Source organism: Acinetobacter gerneri DSM 14967 = CIP 107464 = MTCC 9824 (genome assembly GCF_000368565.1).
In the GTDB taxonomy this organism is placed as follows: domain Bacteria; phylum Pseudomonadota; class Gammaproteobacteria; order Pseudomonadales; family Moraxellaceae; genus Acinetobacter; species Acinetobacter gerneri.
In genome coordinates this window covers 93,682-114,007 of the sequence record NZ_KB849538.1, presented here as the reverse complement: position 1 = coordinate 114,007, position 20,326 = coordinate 93,682, and the positions used below count along the sequence as shown (strand labels likewise).

The following is a 20,326-nucleotide window of genomic DNA, read 5'->3' as shown; positions in this document are numbered from 1 at the left end:
TTCATTATTTTATATCGAAAATTACAACTTTTATCGATCAGGATATTTTGAATCCGCCCTGTCCCTCCTTTGATCAAGGAGGGAACCTCTGCAAATAAAATATTTTTATTTACAGATAGCCCCTTTTTTAAGAGGGACAGGAAGGGCGAAGCTTTATCCTTCAATCAATGCAGTCAATTCATCCACATAATCCTGCATAGGACGTGGATTTCGATCAGCGCGACTTTCAATATTTAAACGTAATAATGGCTCAGTATTGGATGCACGGACATTTAAACGCCATGCGCCAAAGTCCAAACTCACGCCATCTGTTTGATCAATTGCAGGTTTTTGATCTGCATAATGATTGAAAATTTTATCAATCGTTGTTTTGGTATCTTGGACTTTAAAGTTGATTTCACCGCTACATGGAAACTTAGCGATCATATCTTCGACCAAACTTGAAAGTGATTGCTGTGTTTCTGAAACCACGGCAATTGCCAACAACCAAGGAATCATACCGCTATCACAATAAGCAAAATCACGGAAATAATGATGTGCGCTCATTTCGCCACCATAGACCGCATTATTTTCACGCATCACATCTTTGATAAAGGCATGACCAGATTTAGATTGAACGGCAATACCTTGATATTGTTCTAAAATATCCAAAGTATTCCAAACTAAACGTGGATCATGTACAACTTTCTCACCTTTTTGTTTCAATAAGAAAGCTTGAGCCAATAGACCAACGATGTAATATCCCTCGATAAATTGACCTTTTTCATCAAATAAGAAACAACGGTCAAAGTCGCCATCCCAAGCAATGCCCATATCTGCTTGATGTGCCAATACAGCATCGCGTGTACTGTCGCGGTTTTCAATCAAGATCGGGTTAGGGATACCATTTGGGAAAGTACCATCTGGATCATTGTGGATTTTGATCAACTCTACAGGAATGTTGAGTTCTTTAAATTTGGCTTCGAGTGCATCGACCACATGTCCTGCAGCACCGTTTCCAGCATTCATCACCAGTTTAAGCGGGCGAATTTTTTGCGGATCTATATAGCCCATGAGATGTTGTATAAATTCAGGCAAGATATTGTATTTTTCAGTTGTGCCTTTTGCTGCGACGGCTGTGAAATCACCTGATTCAGCCAAAGCTTGAATTTCTTTTAAACCTGTATCAGCACTGATTGGACGTGAGTTTTCACGAACCAATTTCATCCCATTGTAGTCCATAGGATTGTGGCTGGCTGTAACTTCAATACCACCTTGAACATCAAGGTGAAATGCTCCGAAATAAACTTCTTCTGTCCCAGTTAAGCCCAAATCCAGCACATTTACGCCTGCATCATTGAGACCTTTAATGGTCGCTTGTTTTAAATCTTCACTGCTTAAACGAACATCACAACCAACAACAACTGTTTTGGGCTGATAAATTTGCCCATAAGCACGACCAATGTTATAGGCGATTTCTTCATTAAGTTCAGTACCGAGTTTGCCTCGAATATCATAGGCTTTAAAACAAGTAAGTTTTGTCATATTCCTAAATTTCTTGTGTGTTTAAAAATGTGCACAATTATAACGGCTTTTGATGTGATCTAAGTGAATTTTTAGCTGTATTTACGTAGCTTATCAAGTTGAAAAAATGGCTTAGATTATAAAATCACTTGCACAATCGTTTCGCCTTTTTGGGAACGCATGACAAATTCGCCACCGATCCGATTGACCCGTGTCTGCATACTTTGTAAACCGACATGTAAGCTTTCAGGCACAGTACTTGGATCAAAACCAATCCCATTATCACAAATTTCTAAGATAAGTTTTCCTGCTTGATCGGACAAGGAAATACTAACCTTTGTCGCCTTACTATGTTTAATGACATTGGTCAAAGCTTCTTCAGTGACCCGAGAGAGCGTTAAACACTGCTGCGGCGTTGGGGTTTTGCTCCATTTTTCAGAAAAATTCCATGTTGAATCAATATCAATTTCTTCAAAAATTTGCGTAAAACGATGTCGTAATGGCGCACCCCAAAGGATCGGTGTTTTAGGCAATTCCATGCTGACATTTGCACCAGCATCAATGATTTGGCGCAAATCACTTCGCAATAATTTTAAAATTGAAAGAAAATGATTTCGATCCAAATCGGTATTTTTATCCACCATGATCATTGAACGAACCAAAGAGCCACCTAAACCATCGTGCAATTCATGTGATAAATTTAGACGTTCCTGCAAGCGCATATTTTCAACTTCGAGATTGTATTTTTTTTCTAAGGAAATTTTTAAATCATCAGTAACTTGTTCGATAGTGATTTTTAAAGTATCTGTAAATTTCCTGATTTGACGCATATTTAAAAAAATACGCCAAGCGAAAATCAATGACAACGCAATGGTGATAATTGGCGAAGAATAGGGGGCCAAAAAGTTTTCAGAATGTTCATAGAAAGCGAGATAAATATCATTGACCGCAATCAGAATGAACGTGAGCAAGACTAAGGCCAAGATGCGGATTTCAAAACTTGCAATAGCGTAAGCAAGATATTGAATAAAAATACAATTTAAGATAAATAAACTAATGTAGATAAAGAAAATGATGACTTGGCTACCATAAAGATAAGGCTCAGGAACCAAGAGAATATATATGGATAATGCTAAAACGAGAATTAAATAACATCGTTCAGTTTTTTTATAATGTTTACTTACAAAACGCCAAGTAAATAATGTAAAACAATAACCATGTAAGAGCAAAGCAATCGAATTTACTCGATTTGGCGTTACCGAATCCGTAAATGGAAAAGGTGAAGTAGCCAACAAATTATATAAAAAACCGACCCAACATAATGAAGCGGAAGCAAACCAACCAAAAGATGTTTCTTTAAAATTAGGGTGTGTTGACATTTGCAGTATGGAACTTAACCTACAATGGTAACCAAATAAATATACAAGCAAGAGCGACAGCACTTTGATAATTACGCTTTAGCTTGTCATATCGAGTTGAAATTCCTCTAAATTGTTTTAACCTACAGAATGAATTCTCAACTAAGTGCCTGATTTTATAGATATGCCAATCCATATGATCATTGTTAGACTTAGTGTTTGATTTTCTAGGAATATTTGACTTAGTTTTTGTTTGCTCAATTTGAGTCCTGAAGTTGTCTGAGTCATAACCTTTATCAGCACATAATATTTCTGATTCAGTTAAATCTAATTTTGATACCAGATCAGGGGCTATCTTAATATCATGGGAAGTTCCATCTGAAATAATAAACTCAATGGGATTACCATTAGAATCAACTGCTAAATGTATTTTTGAACTATTACCACCGATACTTTTGGAAATATCTTGATTATTAATACCTGAAGAATGCTGGTGTGCCCGTACGTGGCTACCATCAATAAATATCCATTCTTTATCAGCATGTTTACTAAATAATTTAAAAATATTCATAAACTTATCATTTTTAGACCAACGATTGTATTTCTTAAAGATAGAGTTTGGCTTACCAAATTCTTGAGGTAAATCTCTCCAAGGACAACCTGTTCTGATACGAAATAGAATAGCTTCGATAAAATTTCTTAAATTTAGTTTGAGATAAATATTAAAGTGACGGAAAATAGAAAGTAACTTAGACCAGTGTTGATCATTCAGCATTGTACGAGGCATAGCGGGGGTAAAATTGGGTTTGGCGATTTAATTTTACTATCTCGCTATTTTTTTAGGCAACAAATGTCAACAGACCCTAAATAACCAAATCAGATAGAATAAAACGCTAAAAGCTAAAGAAATAACAAAATTAATCTCATAAACAGTACGGTTATTCCACAGTAATTTCTGATGATAAGGATAAATATCATCTTTTAGCCCGATATTGACGCGTCCAATTCCAGGTCGGGTGGCATACAGCCCTACAACTTTGATTAACGTAACATTATGCTCATCTTTAATGGTACTTGCTGGAAAAGTGATATAACGAGGAATATTAAAACTACGAGAATAAGGTTCCTGTAAAGACTGATCGTACCAAATAAGCTCTCCATTATTGTAAATATTACCTGCGAGGCTAATACGCGCAATGCTCAATAATGTTGGCAGATTGTGTGAAGCTTGATTGATACAATGGCGATCCCAAATAATTCTATACCATACTGCACCACTATACTGTTCCCATCCTGGATCGTTGGTCCAAATATTGGGTATAGTCGTTTTAGTCCACCCAGATTGTGGAGGTGTCGACTGATTTTGTGGGTCTTTTACTTTTTCAATATTGTGAATTTTATAATCACATTGATGAACAGAATTTGTTGAATGAAGACTTATTTCAGCCTTTGCCCATTGTGTGATGAACAAGGCATAGAATAACAATAAGTAAACCGAAGTTTGCTTTAATCCAAAATGCCCAGTGATCTTGCTGCTCCCACGGCTTTGGTTCTGGTACATACTTCGAGTTTCCGATAAATATGTTTGATATGAGATTCGACGGTATAACGGGAAAGGTTGAGTTGATTTGCAATTTCTTTATTGCTGAGGCCTTGGGCAACCAAAACTAAAATTTCATATTCACGTTTAGATAAAATTGAGTTTTCGTTTGATGCTCCATTTTTCTTTGGGTGTTCTTCCTGATCGTTAATCAATTGCTTCAAAATCTTATTGGCAATAAATGGATCTATCGGTGCACCACCTCTTAAAACGCTTCGAATGGATAACATAATCTCAAAATCATCACGTTCTTTGAGTACATAACCAGTCGCACCTGCGCTAAGTGCTTCCATAATAGCATCTTCCGTGCTCCAAGCAGAAATGACGAGAATGGAAATGGTTGGATCATACTTTTTTAAAATTTTTATAAAATCAATACCGCTCCCATCTGGCAAACCTAGGTCAACCAGAGCGAGAGACGCTGAATTTGTTTGCAGTAGTTTCTTTGCCTGAGCAAGATTTTGAGCAAACAAAAGTTTATCAGTTGTGTAACCGATATTATGTAATATTTCATGCAAACGATTCTGGATTAGAGGATCGTCCTCCACCACAATAACGGGAACTGGCAAAACGATATCATTCTGTTCCAACAGTATTGCTCCTTGAAATTCATGCATATAGTTATACCAAGTGTATAAAAAAATAGCATCCCCAATTTTGGGTATATCGAAAAATAAATTATTAGTGTAGCAAATAACGGTTGAAAAAATTACAAAAAACAAATTACAAAAAAATACCAAATTACAGTGATGTTTTAACTAAGTGAAACACTTTTTAATACCTCTCATATCCGGTGGATATATGTTCCAACCCTTTTTGCGTTGAAAAAAGAGGGGATGGAAAACCTCCTTCATCTATTTCAAAGATTTCTATTTCGCACATAACGAATCATTTGAAATTGGAATCAACACTAAAAGTAGGATTTTAAAAATGAATAAATTAACAACTTCATTAGCACTGGTATCAGCAATGTTAGTCGCAGGTACCACTCACGCAGCTGTCGTAAACTTTTCAGGTGAAGTTACATCACAAACTTGCCAATTTAAAGACTTATCAGGTGGAGATTTCCATCAGGTAACAATGGCATCAGCTAGCCAAGGTGATTTACTAAAAGTTGGTGATACGGCAGGTGGTACAGACTTCTCAATTAAATTAAGTGGTTGTACAACCAATGACAACGTTGACATCGTTTGGGGGCAAGACAATGCTGACCAAAATAATGCAGGAACATTGAAAAACACAGCAGGTGCTGGCGCTGCTCAAAATGTCAACATTCAATTATTTAAAAAACTTGGCGCAGTTAATGAAGCTATCAATTTAGTTAGCCAAACCAACACTGGTGCTCAAAAAATTACAGATGGTGCTAGCACCTATACATTTAATTATACAGCTAAATACTATGCAACAGGCGCTTCAAAAGCAGGTCAAGTTGTATCACAAGCATCTATCAATATTGAATATCCATGATTATTCATTAGTCATTATTCATTAAGTTTTTAGAGGGTGTATTATGCTTGCAAAATCATTGAGTTATAGTTCTATTGCTTGCGCCGTAGTCATGGTTTGTTCTGCTGCTCATGCTGCAATTATCGTTAATGGAACACGGGTTATTTACCCAGCCAATAAAAAGGACGTGACTGTTCAGGTAAAAAATGATGGAACTAAACCTTCATTGATGCAAGTCTGGATGGACGATGGTGATGCAAGCATCACACCTGATAAAAGCACGGTTCCTTTTGTAATTACTCCACCAGTGAGTCGTGTTGACCCTAAACAAGGTCAAACAATTAGTATTTCATATATAAATGCGAATCTTCCACAAGATCGAGAATCTGTATTTTGGATTAATGTATTGGATATTCCATCAAAACCAAAATCAGGAGATACAGCTTCGCCAAATAATTATTTACAGATCTCTATTCGAAGCCGCATCAAATTATTTTATCGTCCTGAAAATTTAAAAGGACTGCCGATAGAGGCACCTAAAGCTTTGCAATGGAAGCTTCAAGCCAATCAAATAAATGTAACAAATCCAACGCCTTATTATGTAAGTTTTGCGAATATCAAAGCTGAAACCAGTACGGGCAGCAAAAATGAATTGATTCCAAAGGGATTAATGATCGCTCCGTTTCAATCTCAAAATATTGAGCTCAATGGCACAACAGTAAAAAAATTGAGCATTACGAGTATCAATGATTATGGTGGCACAAATAACCTGGACGTTGAGTTAAAGCATTGATAGGGGAAAGGTTATGAAAAATAGGGAAAAAAAATTCAAACTAAAAGTACTGACAAAATGCTGTCTACTTTCAAGTTTTGTCTACACGGGTTCTAGTGCATTTTTTATCTATGCTGATGAAACTCAAATCTCGGTACCAGACTATGCTGAATTTGATCATTCAACATTGGTCGGTGGTGCAAAAAATATGGACCTAACGCTATATAGCAAAGGTAATCCTGTATTACCAGGCGTATACAACTTAGATTTATTTGTAAATGGCGTCTGGGTCGGTAAACAAGATTACGAATTTAAAAAGAATAACGATAGTGACGTTGCTGAGCATTGTTTTAATCTAGAACAGTTAGCTTTTATTGGTGTGGATTTATCAAAAGTAACGGTCGTAGACAAAAAACAATGTTCATCGATTCAAAAATGGATTCCTGATGCTTTTAGCCGTATGAATCCAAGTAATTTGCGTTACGATATATCAGTTCCACAAGCATTTATGAAGCGTCAGGCACGCGGTTATGTACCACCAGAAATGTGGGATCGTGGTATCAATGCAGGATTCATTAGCTATAATTTTAATACGCAAGAATCCACAGCCAATCACGATACTTCAAATAATACCTATTTGTCTCTAAATACAGGATTGAATTTACTGGGTTGGCAATTCCGACACAACGGTATTTCTACTTGGTATGAAGGGCAAGGTAATGAATACACCAATATTAATACCTACGCACAGCGAGCATTTCCGAGTATTCGTTCCATTTTAACTTTGGGGCAAAGTTATACTTCTGGTGAGCTTTTCGACACATTTAACTATACGGGTGTGCAACTTCGTAGTGATGATCGAATGTTACCCGAGACTCAAACAGGTTATGCTCCAGTCATTCGTGGTGTAGCGCAAACCAATGCTATTGTTGAAGTCCGCCAAAGAGATCAATTAATTTATCAAACATCTGTTGCGCCGGGTGAGTTCGTCATTGATGACCTATTTCCGACAGGATTTGGCGGTAATATGGATGTGACTGTGCGTGAAGCCAATGGTCAGATTCAGCGCTTTGCAGTGCCGTATGCATCTTTGACGCAAATGCTTCGTCCAGGTCATGATCGTTACTCGATCACAGCGGGTCAAGTACGAAATAAGCGATTATTAAAAGAAGACAATTTTGCTCAAGCTACCTATCAGCGCGGTATTAATAATCATCTTACAGGATATGTGGGAACGATATTAAGCCAAAATTATCAAGCATATCAATTGGGTTCGGCAGTAGGAACACCTATTGGCGCACTTGCTTTAGATATGACACATTCTACGACCGATATACTCGGTGGGGATAAAAAATCACAGCAGGGTCAGAGTTATAAACTAAGCTATAGTAAATTTTGGATACCGACCAATACCAACTTTACTTTAGCAGCATACCGTTACTCGACTGCTGGTTATTATACCTTTCAGGATGCAAACTTAGCGCAGGACTATATCCGTCGTGGCTTTACTGGCGCATCGGTAAGTCGACCAAAAAGTCAGTTCCAATTGTCTTTAAACCAAAACTTAGGTCAAAATTGGGGCACAATTTACCTGACCGGTTCTTGGAATGAGTATTGGAATAACACAGGTCATAGAACAGATTATCAAGTTGGTTATAGTAATAATTATAAGTTATTGAATTATAACATTTCAGCACAGCGCACAACGGATGTTTTTGGTCGAGAAGATGACCATTATTATCTAACCTTGACGATGCCATTTGATTTTAAAAAGCGTAGTGTTTCACTGACGCAAATGGTCTCGGATAATGGCAATAGCACTTCGATTAGTGGTGCAATTGATGAAAATCGCACGCTAAATTACGGTGTATCTGTCAACGATATTGGCTATAACAGAACTTCTGGTAGTGCCAATTTACAATATATTAGCCCATTTACTACGGCAAACGTATCAGCGAGTACGGGTAGAGATTATCACCAATTTGGCTTGAATCTATCAGGTGCAGTTGTTGGACATGCAAATGGTCTAAGTTTTAGTCCAAATAATGTAGATACCATGGTGTTAGTACATGCAGACAAAGCGAAAGGTGCATCAGTCAATAATACAGTGGGTTTAAAGGTAGATTCACGAGGCTATGCCGTTATCCCTTATGTAACACCATATCGTATCAACGAAATTACCCTCGATCCAAAAGGGGTATCCGATAAAGTCGAGCTTTTGACCAATAGTGTACAGCTTGCACCATATTCAGGTGCGATTAGTAAAGTTGAGTTTAAAACCAAAGCAGGTTTCCCGCTTTTAATCAAAGCACGTACAAATACTGGTGAAGGTTTACCATTTGCTTCGAATGTCTATAACAGTCAAGGCGATGTAATCGGCGTAGTTTCACAAGGTAGCCAGCTCTTTATCCGTACTGACAAAGTTCAAGACAATGTCATCGTGAAATGGGGTGATAACGAAGCTCAACAGTGTCAAGTCAGCTATGATTTGACTACAAAAACTTTGCCAGACACGGGTTATAAAATTATAGAGGAGCAATGCAAATGAAGAATAAATTAATTGTCTCAGCAAGTAGTGTATTTGCATTGTTCTTATGGTCAAACTCTAGCTTTGCAGCATGTAAGTTAAAAAATAATAACTTTGTCGCACAAAATGTAGTGATGGACATAGGTTCGGTAACCATCAGTCCAGATTCTTTAGTTGGAGAGATACTTTACACAGGTAGTTTTACCATCAACGAAAGAGCAAATGTTGCAAGTTGTAGTAATGGTGGAGGGTCTTCTATTGGTAAAATTTTGATCGGATCACCCGTACAGACGACATTAGGAAATGTATATTCAACCAATATTACTGGTATTGGTGTTCGCTTATATCGAGATTCTGGTGAAATTCAATCTTATTATCCCCATGAGATCAAATTTGATAATACAAATGAAATTAGATTGGTTGGTGGTAAGTTTAAAGTTGATATTGTAAAAACTGCAATGACTACTGGGACAGGTGCACTCTCATCTGGACTGTATTCAACATATTATTTTAATGGTGATGGTCAAACAAAGCCCGTATTGACTTCGACATTAAATGCTAATGGTATTGTAATCACCAATCCAACGTGTGTTTATCGTGATGGGACGGATGGGCAAACGGTTGAGCTTGATAAAGTTTCTGCAAAAGAATTGACTGGTGTTGGTTCGGTGGCAAAACAAAAAGATTTTTGGATCAAACTCTCATGTAATGGTGGCAATACCAAAGACCAAAAATTAAATTTAAGCTTTGCATATACTGCTGATCCAAGTGCAGGAACGAATGGAGTCATGAAAAATACGGTCGGTTCTGGTTACGCGACAGGTGTCGGAATCCAAATTTTAAGAGAAGATGGAGCGACCAAGGTTAAAAATGGCGACAAAATTAATGTGAGTACTGTTAATAAAAATACCGCAAGCAATCCAGAGTTAAAACTTAAGGCTCAATACTATCAGACAGCAGCTCAAGTTAATCCCGGTAAAGTTTTTACCTCGGCAACAGTAACGATTAGCTATGAATAGAATGTCAACCAGCATTTTTTCATCGACATTATCTGGTGAAAAAATGCTGATTTGACTCGATTTGCTTGAAATCGAGACTTAGTTTCCTTTTACTGTAAAATTTAAAAGTGTATGTTGTGCTTTGTATTATTAAAATAACGTGATAAATATCTCTTTTAAAAGAAAAATAAAATAACTAATTTGCTTGAAACTCATTCAATTTAAAAATTCTCATGCTTATAATGCTGAATAAATGATCAGCTATAAAGTCTCATGAATATTAAAAATTGGTTTATATATTCTAGTATTATTTTTACCTCACCATACGGTAATAGTGCTGCATTGGATATGTCAGGTCAGTCTGTGGCGGCATTTTTACAAGAAGGTAACTATGCAGAAGCAACGCTCTTGGTTTTAGATACTGACATTAAAGGCAAAGTTGTAGAGACTCAAAATCAACAAGTATTATATGAATATTCAAATAATATTAAAGGAAACTTCCTGAATTATAACTTTGCAATAAAAGTTGATTTAGATCCAAAATGGTCATTTGGTATAATTTATGACAAACCATTTGGGGTGGATGCTGTTTATGTAGATACCCAAAAATATACTCCAAATCATTATGAGATCGATATAGATACGCAGGAACTATCTTTGCTATTGGGCTATAAGCCGACAGAAAATAGCAAAATTTATGCTGGTCCTGTCTACCAAACAGCGCAATCCAATTTTGACTTTTCGGGTGGTATTTATGGATTGCCCATGAATTATAGTGCTAATTTAAAAGAGGATAGTTCATTTGGTTGGCTTGCGGGAGTCATGTATAAAAATCCCGATATCGCTTTTCAAACGGATTTAACCTATCGCTCAAGTGTTTCGCATCATTTAGATACCAAAGAAGCTTTTGATTTTCCAATATTTTTTTCAGTACCTTGGCAAGTCAATGGGCGAACTTCATTTAAAATGCCACAGTCTGTCAATTTTAATCTGCAAACAGGCTTTTTTTATAAAACATTATTTTTATTTAATGTTCGATGGGTTGATTGGACACAATTTAAAATCAAACCTGAATTATATAAATCAACTTTAGAAAATGTACATGCTCTGGTTCCAAGTGCAAATGTAGATAATAATTTATATACATTTAAAAAAGATCAGTGGAGTAGCATGATTGGTCTTGCTAAACAATTCAATCCAAAATGGTCTGGCATGATTTATACAGGTATTGATTATGGTGGTACCATCGCAGATGAAAATACTGCAAAATATAATCATTTTATGGGGCTTGCTGCACAATACAATCCAGCTAAAAATTATTTTATAGGTGGTAGTGTGGCATATATAAATTATAAAGATTCAAATAAAATAGATGTTGATCTTTTGGATTCAACAATCCACACATCGACGGATTATCATGGTAACTATGCGATGGCTTATCTATTACGAATGGGTTATCGATTTTAAATAACATATTTGTATTTTAAAATAATAAATATGTAAACTATTTTAATTAATTCGTTTTTTAAAACATAGAATACTCAAAACACTCGAACAAATTAGAAATATAATCAGTGCTTGAATATGTATAAATAAATCAAAAAAACCATTTCCTTTCAATAAAATACCGCGAATAATTGCCATAAAGTGAGTTAAAGGGAGTATTTGGCCAAGTGCTTGAGCCCATTCAGGCATACCTTTAAATGGGAACATAAACCCTGACAGTAAAATCGACGGTAATAAAAAGAAAAATGCCATCTGCATAGCTTGTAGTTGATTTTTCGCAAGGGTACTTAGGGTAAAACCGACACTGAGATTGACAAAAATAAACAAGGTCATCAAGACCAGTAATAGGCCGAAATTACCTTGGATGGGAATATCAAATAACAGTTTAGCGGCAATTAAGATGATGCTGCATTGGATATAACCCATGATGATATAAGGTAAAATTTTAGCTAGCATCAACTCTATGGGAGTGAGTGCAGTCGATAGTAAGTTTTCCATCGTGCCAGACTCACGTTCTTTGGTGATCGATAATGACGTCAAGATCACCATGGTCATGGTTAAAATGATGCCGACCAAACCTGGTACGATATTGAAACGAGTTTCATTTTCAGGGTTATAACGAAGATGTGAATTGATAGAAAATGGAGTAGGTGGGCTTTGTAAATCACTTAAAACGCCGTGTGTATAACGATTTAACTGATTGTTTGATAATGTTTTTAGTGCAGATACTGCATTGATGGTGGCTAAACTATCTGTTGCATCTGCAAGTAGTAAAATTTCTGGATGCTCACCTCGAACCATTTTAGATTCGAAACGGGGTGGAAAAGTGATGATAAATTGTACTTTTCCAGACTGTAGCATCTGATCGGCAATCTTAGGATCTTGATGGTAGCTTTGGATTTTAAAATAACGAGTATTTTCAATATCGGAGATGATACTTCGGGTCAATGGACCTGTTTCGCTATAGACAATGGCTGTAGGTAAAAATTTGGGATTGGTATTGATGGCATAGCCAAACACTATAAGCTGTAAAAGTGGTACAAAAATCAGCATTAAAATCGTTAAACGATCACGTAACATTTGCTGAATTTCTTTAATAAAAACAGCGTAAATTCGTTGTAAATTGATGTGCATAAATTCAACCTACAAATATATTTTTTTGGGTTGAGCAATGAGATGCACATATGCATCTTCTAAATTGAAAGGATGCGAAGTGACTGTGGCAAAAATCCCTTCTTTGTGCAAAATCATTTGAGTTAAATCACCTGCTTTAGGATGCTTTGAGCTGATTTGTAATGTTTGATCAAATATCGAAATATTTTGAATAAGTGGAATTTTTTTTAAAATTTTATAAGCATAATCAATTTGTTGGCTATAAATATTCCAAATAAAAATATTGGATGAATGCAGTATCTGCTGTTGCGATCCCTGTGCTAAAACCCGACCATTGGATAGATAAATCAGTTCTTGGCAACGATTGGCTTCATCCATGTAATGTGTGGAAACTAATATCGTTACACCTTGAGCTGCCGTTTGATACAAAATTTCCCAAAAATCACGTCGTGCCGAGGGATCAACACTTGCTGTAGGCTCATCAAGAAGAACTAATTTAGGTTGATGTATCAAACAACACGCCAGAGCCAATCGTTGTTTTAGCCCTCCAGATAAATATCCTGCAAGTTGATTTTGGCGTGTTGTTAATGCAAATTTTTCTAAAGTTTGATCAATGGTTTCTTCACGATTTTGAATGGAAAATAAACGTGAAATAAAAGATAAATTTTCACGTACAGTAAGGTCATGATAACCAGAAAATTTTTGTGTCATATATCCAATATTTTTTCGGATATTTCTAGTTTCTTTAAACAAATCAAAACCTAGACAAGTTCCTTGTCCTGCATCGGCTTTTAAAAGTCCACAAATCATGCGAATAGTTGTGGTTTTACCACTACCATTTGGACCTAAAAATCCACAAATGATGCCCTCAGGTATAGATAAATCAAGTTGATCAACTGCGAGTTTGCCGTTGAATGACTTGGTTAATCCTTGCACTTCGATCGCAAATTTTGACATGAATTCTCCTTAAAATGTCACAGAGATGGGCAAGCCCACATGTAGTTTTTTCAGAGATTCTTTGTCTGGTTTTGCCTCAACCATAAAGACTAAATCGTGACTATTTTCACGTGAATAAATCACGGGAGGGGTATATTCAGCTTGTTTTGCTAGATATTGAATATTTGCTGTGATGGGCTTTGTACAAGTATCACATGATATTTTGACCTTTTGCCCGAGTTTAAGTTGGCTAAAAATGTGCGCTGGTACATAGAAACGAATTTTAATATTTTCTGGTGGCAGCAAAGAAAGAATAGGTTTACCTGCATTGATCCATTCACCTTGACGATAGAAAATATCTTCAACTAAAGCATCATGTTGTGCGAAGATTTTAGATTGATTTAACTGCCATTTTGCATGACCGAGTGCTGCTTGATTGGCATCAATTAAGGCTTCTGATTGATCAATTTCATTGCTTCGAGCAGGTAGTTTAGCGACATCAATTTGGGATTGAAGTTCCGCTACATGTGCTTTTGATGATGCAAATTTACTCGCAGCTTGATCATATTCTTGTTTGGAAATTGCGTGACTTGTAATCAATTTTTGCTGACGGTTAAAGTCTAATTTTGCTTGTTGCGCCTGAATTTTTGCTTGTTCGAGTTGTGCTTTTAATATCGAAACTTCCTGCGTTCTTTTGCCTTGTTTTAAATTGCGAGAAGCTGCTTGTTGTGCTTCTAGTTCTGCTGTGGACTGTGCAACTTGATATTGTAAAGGAGCATCATCCAAGCGATAGAGTTCAGTTCCTTTTTTTATTTGTTGACCGCGTTGGATATTAATTTGATTTAAATAGCCTGAAACAGGTGATGAAATATAAATATAATCACCTTCCACATATCCATTCCATATATTTGAATTTTCTTGATGATCACATGCAGATAAGTAAATAAATAATAATGGATAGAGATATTTAAGCTGTAAAATATTTTTATTTATCATGCTATTCTCTTTATTTTAAATATTCTATAAGGTTTAAAATAATAAAAATCAAAAAATTATGATTTTATTGGAATTATTTTAAAATAAAAATTTTGAAATATTGGTGCTTATAAAAAATAAAATTGAGCATTATGATCCCCAAAAATAAAATATTGCAAAAGTTTAAAAATATGTATTATTTTTGAATATTTAAAATTTTATGATCAAAAATAAAATACTATGTTTGGTTTTTAACATAGCGTAAATCATAAAAGCTGTAAAGTTTTTGTGCTGATAATTATGTATTTAAATACTGAATTTAATACTCAACCAAAAAACAATTATAAATGCCAATGACGACTTATATTTATGAATTTTTATTTAATCCATCAATAAACCTTGTTGTTTATCTGCTTGACTTCGCAAATAATCCCAAACCAGTTTAATGCGTGGTTCATGTTGTAAATCAACTAAGGTCAGCATCCAAAATGTATGTGTAAATCGAACTTCATTTGCTAAAACTTGTTCCAATTCACTTTTATCATCTGCTAAAAATTTGGGCAAAATAGCCAGACCTGCACCCGCACTTACCGCGATTTGTTGTGCCAAAATACTGCTACTTCGAAAGTTGGCATTGAGTTGCAGCGGAATGCGTTCCAAACAATATAATTCAGGACTATAAATCAGGTCATCAATATAATTGACAAAGCGGTGCTGGGTTAAATCTGCGAGTTTTTCTATCGGTGGATTTTCTGCTAAGTATTTTTTACTGCCATAAATTTTAAGACAATAATCGGACAATCGGGTGATGATATATGGTCCTGATTTTGGGCGATCGATCGAAATTACGATGTCAGCTTCTCGATGTGAGAGCTTAATCATCTTGGGTACGGGGATCAGGTCGATGGTGAGTAAAGGGTATTGTTTGGAAAATTCTGCCAATAAATTTGCTAAAAATGCTGTGCCAAAGCCTTCGGGTGTGCCAATTCGCACACGACCTTGTAAAGGTTGATGTGGTTTTTCTATTTGTAAAAAAGCTTGCTCCATTTGTTCAACTCTAGGAACAAGTGCCAACCCTTCCAAAGTTAATTCGTAACCAGAAGCTTCTCTTTTAAACAAAGGTGTCCCTAAAGCAAGCTCCAAAGCCTGTATTCGTCTAGCGACGGTGCTGTGTTCAACGCCAATGATTCGGGCAGCATTGGTCAATGTTTTAGCACGTGCCAAAACTAAAAAAAATTGTAAATGATCCCAATCCACTTTCATTTTTGTTATTTATCCTGTGCAAATTTGCACAACAATCGTGCATGAATTTACGTTGGCGGTCAAAGTTTTCTTTGCTAGTTTGGTTATAAATGAATCGGAACAATAAAAATATTGCCTAAGGAGAGGTCATGAACACCATGTCAAATATTCAATCAAGCACAGCTAAGTTACTGATCAATGGACAATTTGTCGAATCTAAAACATCTGAGTGGCAAGACATTGTCAATCCAGCAAACCAAGAAGTAATTGGCCGTGTGCCATTTGCAACGATGGATGAAGTGGATGCTGCGATCGCTTCTGCACAAGCAGCTTTTGCGACTTGGCGTCATACACCAATTCAAGCTCGTATGCGAATCATGTTGAAGTTGCAAGATTTGATTCGTGCAAATATGAAAGACATTGCGCGCGTTTTGACTGCTGAACAAGGTAAAACTTTGGCGGATGCTGAGGGTGATATTCAACGTGGTTTGGAAGTTGTTGAGCATGCATGTTCGATCGGGACATTGCAAATGGGTGAATATGTTGAGGGTGTAGCACGTGGGGTAGATACCTATACACTGCAACAACCTTTGGGTGTTTGTGCTGGCATTACACCTTTCAATTTCCCTGCGATGATTCCGCTTTGGATGTTCCCAATGGCGATCGTTTGTGGCAATACTTTTGTACTCAAACCATCTGAGCAAGATCCATTATCGACCATGATGTTGGTTGAACTTGCGATTGAAGCAGGTATTCCTGCAGGTGTCTTGAACGTTGTGCATGGTGGTAAAGATGTCGTGGATCGTTTATGTACGCATCAACATATTAAAGCGATTTCATTTGTTGGTTCGACGGCTGTAGGTACGCATGTTTACAATTTGGCAGGTCAACATGGCAAACGTGTACAGTCCATGATGGGTGCTAAAAACCATGTTGTAGTTATGCCAGATGCCAACAAAGAACAGACTTTAAATGCTTTAGTCGGCGCAGCTTTTGGTGCGGCAGGACAGCGTTGTATGGCATTGTCTGTCGCTGTGATGGTCGGTGAGAGCCAAAACTGGGTCAATGATCTAGTAGAAAAGGCAAAAAAACTCAATGTAAATGCTGGTCATGAACCGAATACCGATATTGGACCAGTGATTTCACCACGTGCCAAAGCGCGTGTAACTGATTTGATCAATAGTGGCGTAGAACAAGGCGCAACATTGTTACTTGATGGTCGTGATGTCGTTGTCAAAGGATATGAGGAAGGCAATTTTGTTGGTGCGACCATTTTCAATCATGTCACGACTGATATGCGCATTTATAAAGAAGAAATTTTTGGACCAGTACTTGCCATTATTTCAGTCGATACATTTGAAGAAGCGGTTGCATTGGTCAATGCCAATCCATTTGGTAATGGTGTTGGTTTATTTACTCAAAGTGGTGCAGTCGCACGTAATTTCCAAAATCAAATCGATATCGGTCAAGTGGGCATCAATATCCCAATCCCTGTACCTGTTCCATTCTTTAGTTTCACTGGATCTCGTGGTTCAAAACTTGGTGATCTCGGTCCTTATGGCAAGCAAGCGGTACAGTTCTATACGCAAACCAAAACCATCACGAGTCGTTGGTTTGAAGATAGCCATGAAGCTGGCGAAGTGAATACCACGATTAGCCTACGTTAAGCAGGAGTTCAAGGATGAATATTGCATTTATTGGTTTGGGGAATATGGGCGGGAAAATGGCGCATAATCTCCTAAAAGCGGGTTTGAATGTCTCAGGTTTTGACCTCAGTGAAATAGCCATTGAACACTTTGCCAAAGCTGGTGGTGTGGTTTGTGAAAGCCCTCAGGCGGCTGCAAAAAATGCCGATGTGGTCATCACCATGTTACCTGCTGCAAAACATGTCAAAGATGTGTATTTGGGCGAAAATGGTGTATTTGAGGTCTTAAAAGCAGGCAGTCTCTGCATTGATAGCAGTACTATTGATCCACAGACCATCAAAGATTTGGCAGCTGTTGCCGAAGCGAAAGGCATTAAAATTTGTGATGCACCTGTTTCTGGCGGAACCATTGGTGCAGGCGCAGGCACTCTGACCTTTATGGTCGGGGCTGCAGCGCAAACTTTTCAGGATGCTCAACCGATTTTAAGCCATATGGGCAAAAATCTAGTGCACTGTGGTGAGGTTGGTGCAGGTCAAATTGCCAAGATTTGCAACAATATGATCTTGGGTATTTCGATGATTGCTGTGGCAGAAGGTATGGCCTTGGGTGCAAAACTCGGGATTGATACCAAAGCATTGGCAGGCGTGATCAATACATCCAGCGGTCGTTGCTGGAGCTCAGAAGTTTGTAACCCTTGGCCGGGAATTTCTGAAAATGCACCTGCAGGTCGAGGCTATACAGATGGCTTCGCAACAGGATTGATGCTCAAAGATATGGGCTTGGCGATTGAGGCTGCGGCTCAAGTTAAACAACCGATTTTAATGGGCGGACTCGCTGAACAGATGTATCAACAACGCTGTTTACAGGGTCATGCTGGGCTGGATTTCTCCAGCATTATTCAGCAATATCTCGCGCCTGAAAATAACGAATAGTTAAAAAATATCGCCATAGGAAGGCCTATTTTTAAAATAATCTATGAAACCCGTCGTGAAGAACAACAAATCTAGACCGAGGTATAAAAGGATGTCAAATTACCAAGACGCAACACAAGCTTTTGATCTTGAGAATGTTGCACAAAATATGTTGTCAGGTTCAAAAGATGCATTGAATGCTTGTTATGAGTGTTGTGATCGTTATGCGGATGGCGACAAAATTGCCTTGTATTGGCAGGGTAAAGACGGTCGTAAAGAACAATACACATTTAAGCAATTGAAAGCATGGTCGAGTCAATACGCTAACTTTTTAAAATCACAAGGTGTAGAAAAAGGCGATCGAGTTTCTGGTTTGTTGCCACGTACCCCTGAGTTATTGATTACGATTTTAGCTGCTTGGAGAATTGGTGCGGTTTATCAACCACTCTTTACGGCCTTTGGTCCTAAAGCGATTGAACACCGAGTGCAATTGGCACAAAGCAAACTGGTAGTAACGGATGTTGGTAATCGTAGCAAACTTGATGAAGTAGAAAAATGTCCTCAAATCGTAACGGTTGCAGATCTGCAAGGTCAGGGCGTGCAGGCAGGTGATCTGAATTTTTGGGATGTGTTAAATGCCCAATCGGATCAATGTGAATGTGTGATGTGTGATATCAATGAGCCTTTTTTATTGATGTTTACATCGGGCACAACAGGGCTGGCAAAACCATTACAAGTGCCATTGAAAGCTTTACTGGCTTTTGGTCGCTATATGATTGATGCTGTGGGTCTGCGAGAAGAAGATTCATTTTGGAATATTGCTGATCCGGGTTGGGCTTATGGCTTGTACTACGGTATTACGGGTCCATTATTTATCGGACATGCGACATTGTTCTATGAAGGTGGATTTAGCGTCGATAGTCTGCTGCAAATCGTACGAGATTATCAAATTACCAATCTTGCAGGTGCGCCAACAGCTTACCGTATGATGATGGCAGCTGATCCACAATTGATGGAAACATTGAAAGGGCAGTTCCGTGTGGTCAGCAGTGCGGGTGAACCTCTCAATCCTGAAGTGATCCGATGGTTTAAACAGGTATTAGATGCACCAATCTTTGACCATTATGGTCAAACTGAAGTGGGTATGGTGGTCTGCAATCATCATGGTCTAGAGCATCCTGTTCGTGCAGGTGCAGCAGGATTTGCAAGTCCGGGTTATCGTGTTGCTGTGGTGGACGAACAGGGTGAAGAATTGCCACCTGATACTCCAGGAATATTGGCAGTTGATATTAGCCAATCACCGATGATGTGGTTTGGCGGTTATAAACAAAGTCAAAAATCACCATTTATTAAGCATTATTATTTGACTGGGGATACTGCCGAATTGCATGAAGATGGCAGTATGAGTTTTGTGGGACGTAGTGATGATGTGATTACCACATCAGGCTATCGTATCGGTCCATTTGATGTAGAAAGTGCGCTCCTTGAACATGATGCAGTGGTTGAAGCTGCAGTCGTTGGTGTCCCTGATCCTGAGAAAACTGAGATCGTAAAAGCATTTGTCATCTTGGCAAAAGATGCGACTGCAACAGAGCAATTGGCTGAGGAATTAGGGCAATACGTCAAAAAACGCCTATCCGCACATGCTTATCCGCGTCTTGTAGAATTTGTCAGCGAATTGCCTAAAACACCAAGTGGAAAAATTCAACGCTTTTTATTGCGTAATCAAGAGATTGCTAAACAACAAGCCGCACAGCAACATAGTGAAAATAAGACTGCCAGCTAAAGATTTG

General features: G+C 37.6%; 17 protein-coding genes. 8 read left to right on the top strand and 9 right to left on the bottom strand.

The features are described 5' to 3' along the window. Positions 1-153: 153 nt before the first annotated feature. The 5 genes from F960_RS03970 to F960_RS03950 form a co-directional block, all read right to left on the bottom strand. The gene (locus tag F960_RS03970) at positions 154-1,524 is read right to left on the bottom strand and encodes a phosphohexomutase domain-containing protein (RefSeq protein ID WP_004858489.1); all 1,371 of its coding nucleotides are present in this window, start codon (positions 1,522-1,524) and stop codon (positions 154-156) included. Between the two features lie 116 nt (positions 1,525-1,640). Beyond that, positions 1,641-2,882: a sensor histidine kinase gene (locus F960_RS03965; RefSeq protein ID WP_004858485.1), complete on the bottom strand. Its 1,242-nt coding sequence runs from the start codon at positions 2,880-2,882 to the stop codon at positions 1,641-1,643. A 19-nt stretch (positions 2,883-2,901) separates the two neighbouring features. Next, on the bottom strand, positions 2,902-3,648 hold the full coding sequence (locus tag F960_RS03960) for an IS5 family transposase (RefSeq protein WP_004855273.1): 747 nt from the start codon (positions 3,646-3,648) through the stop codon (positions 2,902-2,904). 66 nt (positions 3,649-3,714) lie between these two features. Continuing rightward, complete coding sequence (locus F960_RS03955) at positions 3,715-4,422, bottom strand: hypothetical protein (protein ID WP_004858479.1); 708 nt, start codon at positions 4,420-4,422, stop codon at positions 3,715-3,717. Beyond that, on the bottom strand, positions 4,368-5,078 hold the full coding sequence (locus tag F960_RS03950) for a response regulator transcription factor (protein ID WP_035373506.1): 711 nt from the start codon (positions 5,076-5,078) through the stop codon (positions 4,368-4,370). The genes F960_RS03955 and F960_RS03950 overlap by 55 nt, the downstream gene beginning before the upstream one ends. Before the next feature lie 313 nt (positions 5,079-5,391). Here F960_RS03950 and F960_RS03945 point away from each other — a divergent pair, with 313 nt between their 5' ends. The 5 genes from F960_RS03945 (at position 5,392) to F960_RS03925 (ending at position 11,671) form a co-directional block, all read left to right on the top strand. Further along, positions 5,392-5,928: a fimbrial protein gene (locus F960_RS03945; RefSeq protein ID WP_004858473.1), complete on the top strand. Its 537-nt coding sequence runs from the start codon at positions 5,392-5,394 to the stop codon at positions 5,926-5,928. A gap of 43 nt (positions 5,929-5,971) precedes the next feature. Further along, entirely contained in the window at positions 5,972-6,700 is a 729-nt protein-coding gene (locus F960_RS03940; RefSeq protein WP_004858470.1) for a fimbrial biogenesis chaperone, read from the top strand. Between the two features lie 13 nt (positions 6,701-6,713). Next, a complete protein-coding gene (locus tag F960_RS03935; protein WP_004858468.1) occupies positions 6,714-9,227 on the top strand; it encodes a fimbria/pilus outer membrane usher protein in 2,514 nt (837 codons plus the stop codon). Beyond that, entirely contained in the window at positions 9,224-10,225 is a 1,002-nt protein-coding gene (locus F960_RS03930; RefSeq protein WP_004858466.1) for a fimbrial protein, read from the top strand. Before F960_RS03935 ends, F960_RS03930 begins: the two co-directional genes overlap by 4 nt. Positions 10,226-10,477: 252 nt before the next feature. Further along, the gene (locus F960_RS03925) at positions 10,478-11,671 is read left to right on the top strand and encodes an OmpP1/FadL family transporter (protein ID WP_004858463.1); all 1,194 of its coding nucleotides are present in this window, start codon (positions 10,478-10,480) and stop codon (positions 11,669-11,671) included. Positions 11,672-11,713: 42 nt separating this feature from the next. Here F960_RS03925 and F960_RS03920 read toward each other — a convergent pair whose 3' ends face one another. From F960_RS03920 to F960_RS03905, 4 genes are all read right to left on the bottom strand, one after another. Further along, positions 11,714-12,844 (bottom strand): ABC transporter permease, encoded by a 1,131-nt coding sequence (locus F960_RS03920; RefSeq protein ID WP_004858459.1) that lies wholly within the window; start codon positions 12,842-12,844, stop codon positions 11,714-11,716. A 9-nt stretch (positions 12,845-12,853) separates the two neighbouring features. Continuing rightward, on the bottom strand, positions 12,854-13,780 hold the full coding sequence (locus tag F960_RS03915) for an ABC transporter ATP-binding protein (protein WP_004858457.1): 927 nt from the start codon (positions 13,778-13,780) through the stop codon (positions 12,854-12,856). Between the two features lie 9 nt (positions 13,781-13,789). Continuing rightward, positions 13,790-14,755: an HlyD family secretion protein gene (locus tag F960_RS03910; RefSeq protein ID WP_004858454.1), complete on the bottom strand. Its 966-nt coding sequence runs from the start codon at positions 14,753-14,755 to the stop codon at positions 13,790-13,792. A 360-nt stretch (positions 14,756-15,115) separates the two neighbouring features. Then, complete coding sequence (locus F960_RS03905; protein WP_004858451.1) at positions 15,116-15,997, bottom strand: LysR family transcriptional regulator; 882 nt, start codon at positions 15,995-15,997, stop codon at positions 15,116-15,118. A gap of 128 nt (positions 15,998-16,125) precedes the next feature. Between F960_RS03905 and F960_RS03900 the strand changes: the two genes are divergently transcribed. The 3 genes from F960_RS03900 to F960_RS03890 all read left to right on the top strand — a co-directional run bounded on the left by F960_RS03900 (position 16,126) and on the right by F960_RS03890 (position 20,319). After that, positions 16,126-17,643 carry a CoA-acylating methylmalonate-semialdehyde dehydrogenase gene (locus F960_RS03900; RefSeq protein WP_004858448.1) on the top strand — a complete coding sequence of 506 codons (1,518 nt, stop codon included), beginning with the start codon at positions 16,126-16,128 and terminating at the stop codon, positions 17,641-17,643. 14 nt (positions 17,644-17,657) lie between these two features. Further along, on the top strand, positions 17,658-18,554 hold the full coding sequence (gene mmsB, locus F960_RS03895; RefSeq protein ID WP_004858447.1) for a 3-hydroxyisobutyrate dehydrogenase: 897 nt from the start codon (positions 17,658-17,660) through the stop codon (positions 18,552-18,554). A gap of 91 nt (positions 18,555-18,645) precedes the next feature. After that, positions 18,646-20,319, top strand: coding sequence for an AMP-binding protein (locus F960_RS03890; protein WP_004858443.1), 1,674 nt, complete (start codon positions 18,646-18,648; stop codon positions 20,317-20,319). The last annotated feature ends 7 nt before the right edge of the window (positions 20,320-20,326 follow it).

Excerpts from the sequence above, each read along its gene's own strand:
- F960_RS03965 (WP_004858485.1), bottom strand. The coding sequence starts at position 2,882 with ATGTCAACACACCCTAATTTTAAAGAAACATCTTTTGGTTGGTTTGCT.
- F960_RS03950 (WP_035373506.1), bottom strand. The coding sequence starts at position 5,078 with ATGCATGAATTTCAAGGAGCAATACTGTTGGAACAGAATGATATCGTT.
- F960_RS03905 (WP_004858451.1), bottom strand. The coding sequence starts at position 15,997 with ATGAAAGTGGATTGGGATCATTTACAATTTTTTTTAGTTTTGGCACGT.
- F960_RS03890 (WP_004858443.1), top strand. The coding sequence starts at position 18,646 with ATGTCAAATTACCAAGACGCAACACAAGCTTTTGATCTTGAGAATGTT.
- F960_RS03970 (WP_004858489.1), bottom strand. The coding sequence starts at position 1,524 with ATGACAAAACTTACTTGTTTTAAAGCCTATGATATTCGAGGCAAACTC.
- mmsB (WP_004858447.1), top strand. The coding sequence starts at position 17,658 with ATGAATATTGCATTTATTGGTTTGGGGAATATGGGCGGGAAAATGGCG.
- F960_RS03955 (WP_004858479.1), bottom strand. The coding sequence starts at position 4,422 with ATGTACCAGAACCAAAGCCGTGGGAGCAGCAAGATCACTGGGCATTTT.
- F960_RS03960 (WP_004855273.1), bottom strand. The coding sequence starts at position 3,648 with ATGCCTCGTACAATGCTGAATGATCAACACTGGTCTAAGTTACTTTCT.
- F960_RS03915 (WP_004858457.1), bottom strand. The coding sequence starts at position 13,780 with ATGTCAAAATTTGCGATCGAAGTGCAAGGATTAACCAAGTCATTCAAC.
- F960_RS03930 (WP_004858466.1), top strand. The coding sequence starts at position 9,224 with ATGAAGAATAAATTAATTGTCTCAGCAAGTAGTGTATTTGCATTGTTC.
- F960_RS03900 (WP_004858448.1), top strand. The coding sequence starts at position 16,126 with ATGAACACCATGTCAAATATTCAATCAAGCACAGCTAAGTTACTGATC.
- F960_RS03935 (WP_004858468.1), top strand. The coding sequence starts at position 6,714 with ATGAAAAATAGGGAAAAAAAATTCAAACTAAAAGTACTGACAAAATGC.
- F960_RS03945 (WP_004858473.1), top strand. The coding sequence starts at position 5,392 with ATGAATAAATTAACAACTTCATTAGCACTGGTATCAGCAATGTTAGTC.
- F960_RS03910 (WP_004858454.1), bottom strand. The coding sequence starts at position 14,755 with ATGATAAATAAAAATATTTTACAGCTTAAATATCTCTATCCATTATTA.
- F960_RS03920 (WP_004858459.1), bottom strand. The coding sequence starts at position 12,844 with ATGCACATCAATTTACAACGAATTTACGCTGTTTTTATTAAAGAAATT.
- F960_RS03940 (WP_004858470.1), top strand. The coding sequence starts at position 5,972 with ATGCTTGCAAAATCATTGAGTTATAGTTCTATTGCTTGCGCCGTAGTC.
- F960_RS03925 (WP_004858463.1), top strand. The coding sequence starts at position 10,478 with ATGAATATTAAAAATTGGTTTATATATTCTAGTATTATTTTTACCTCA.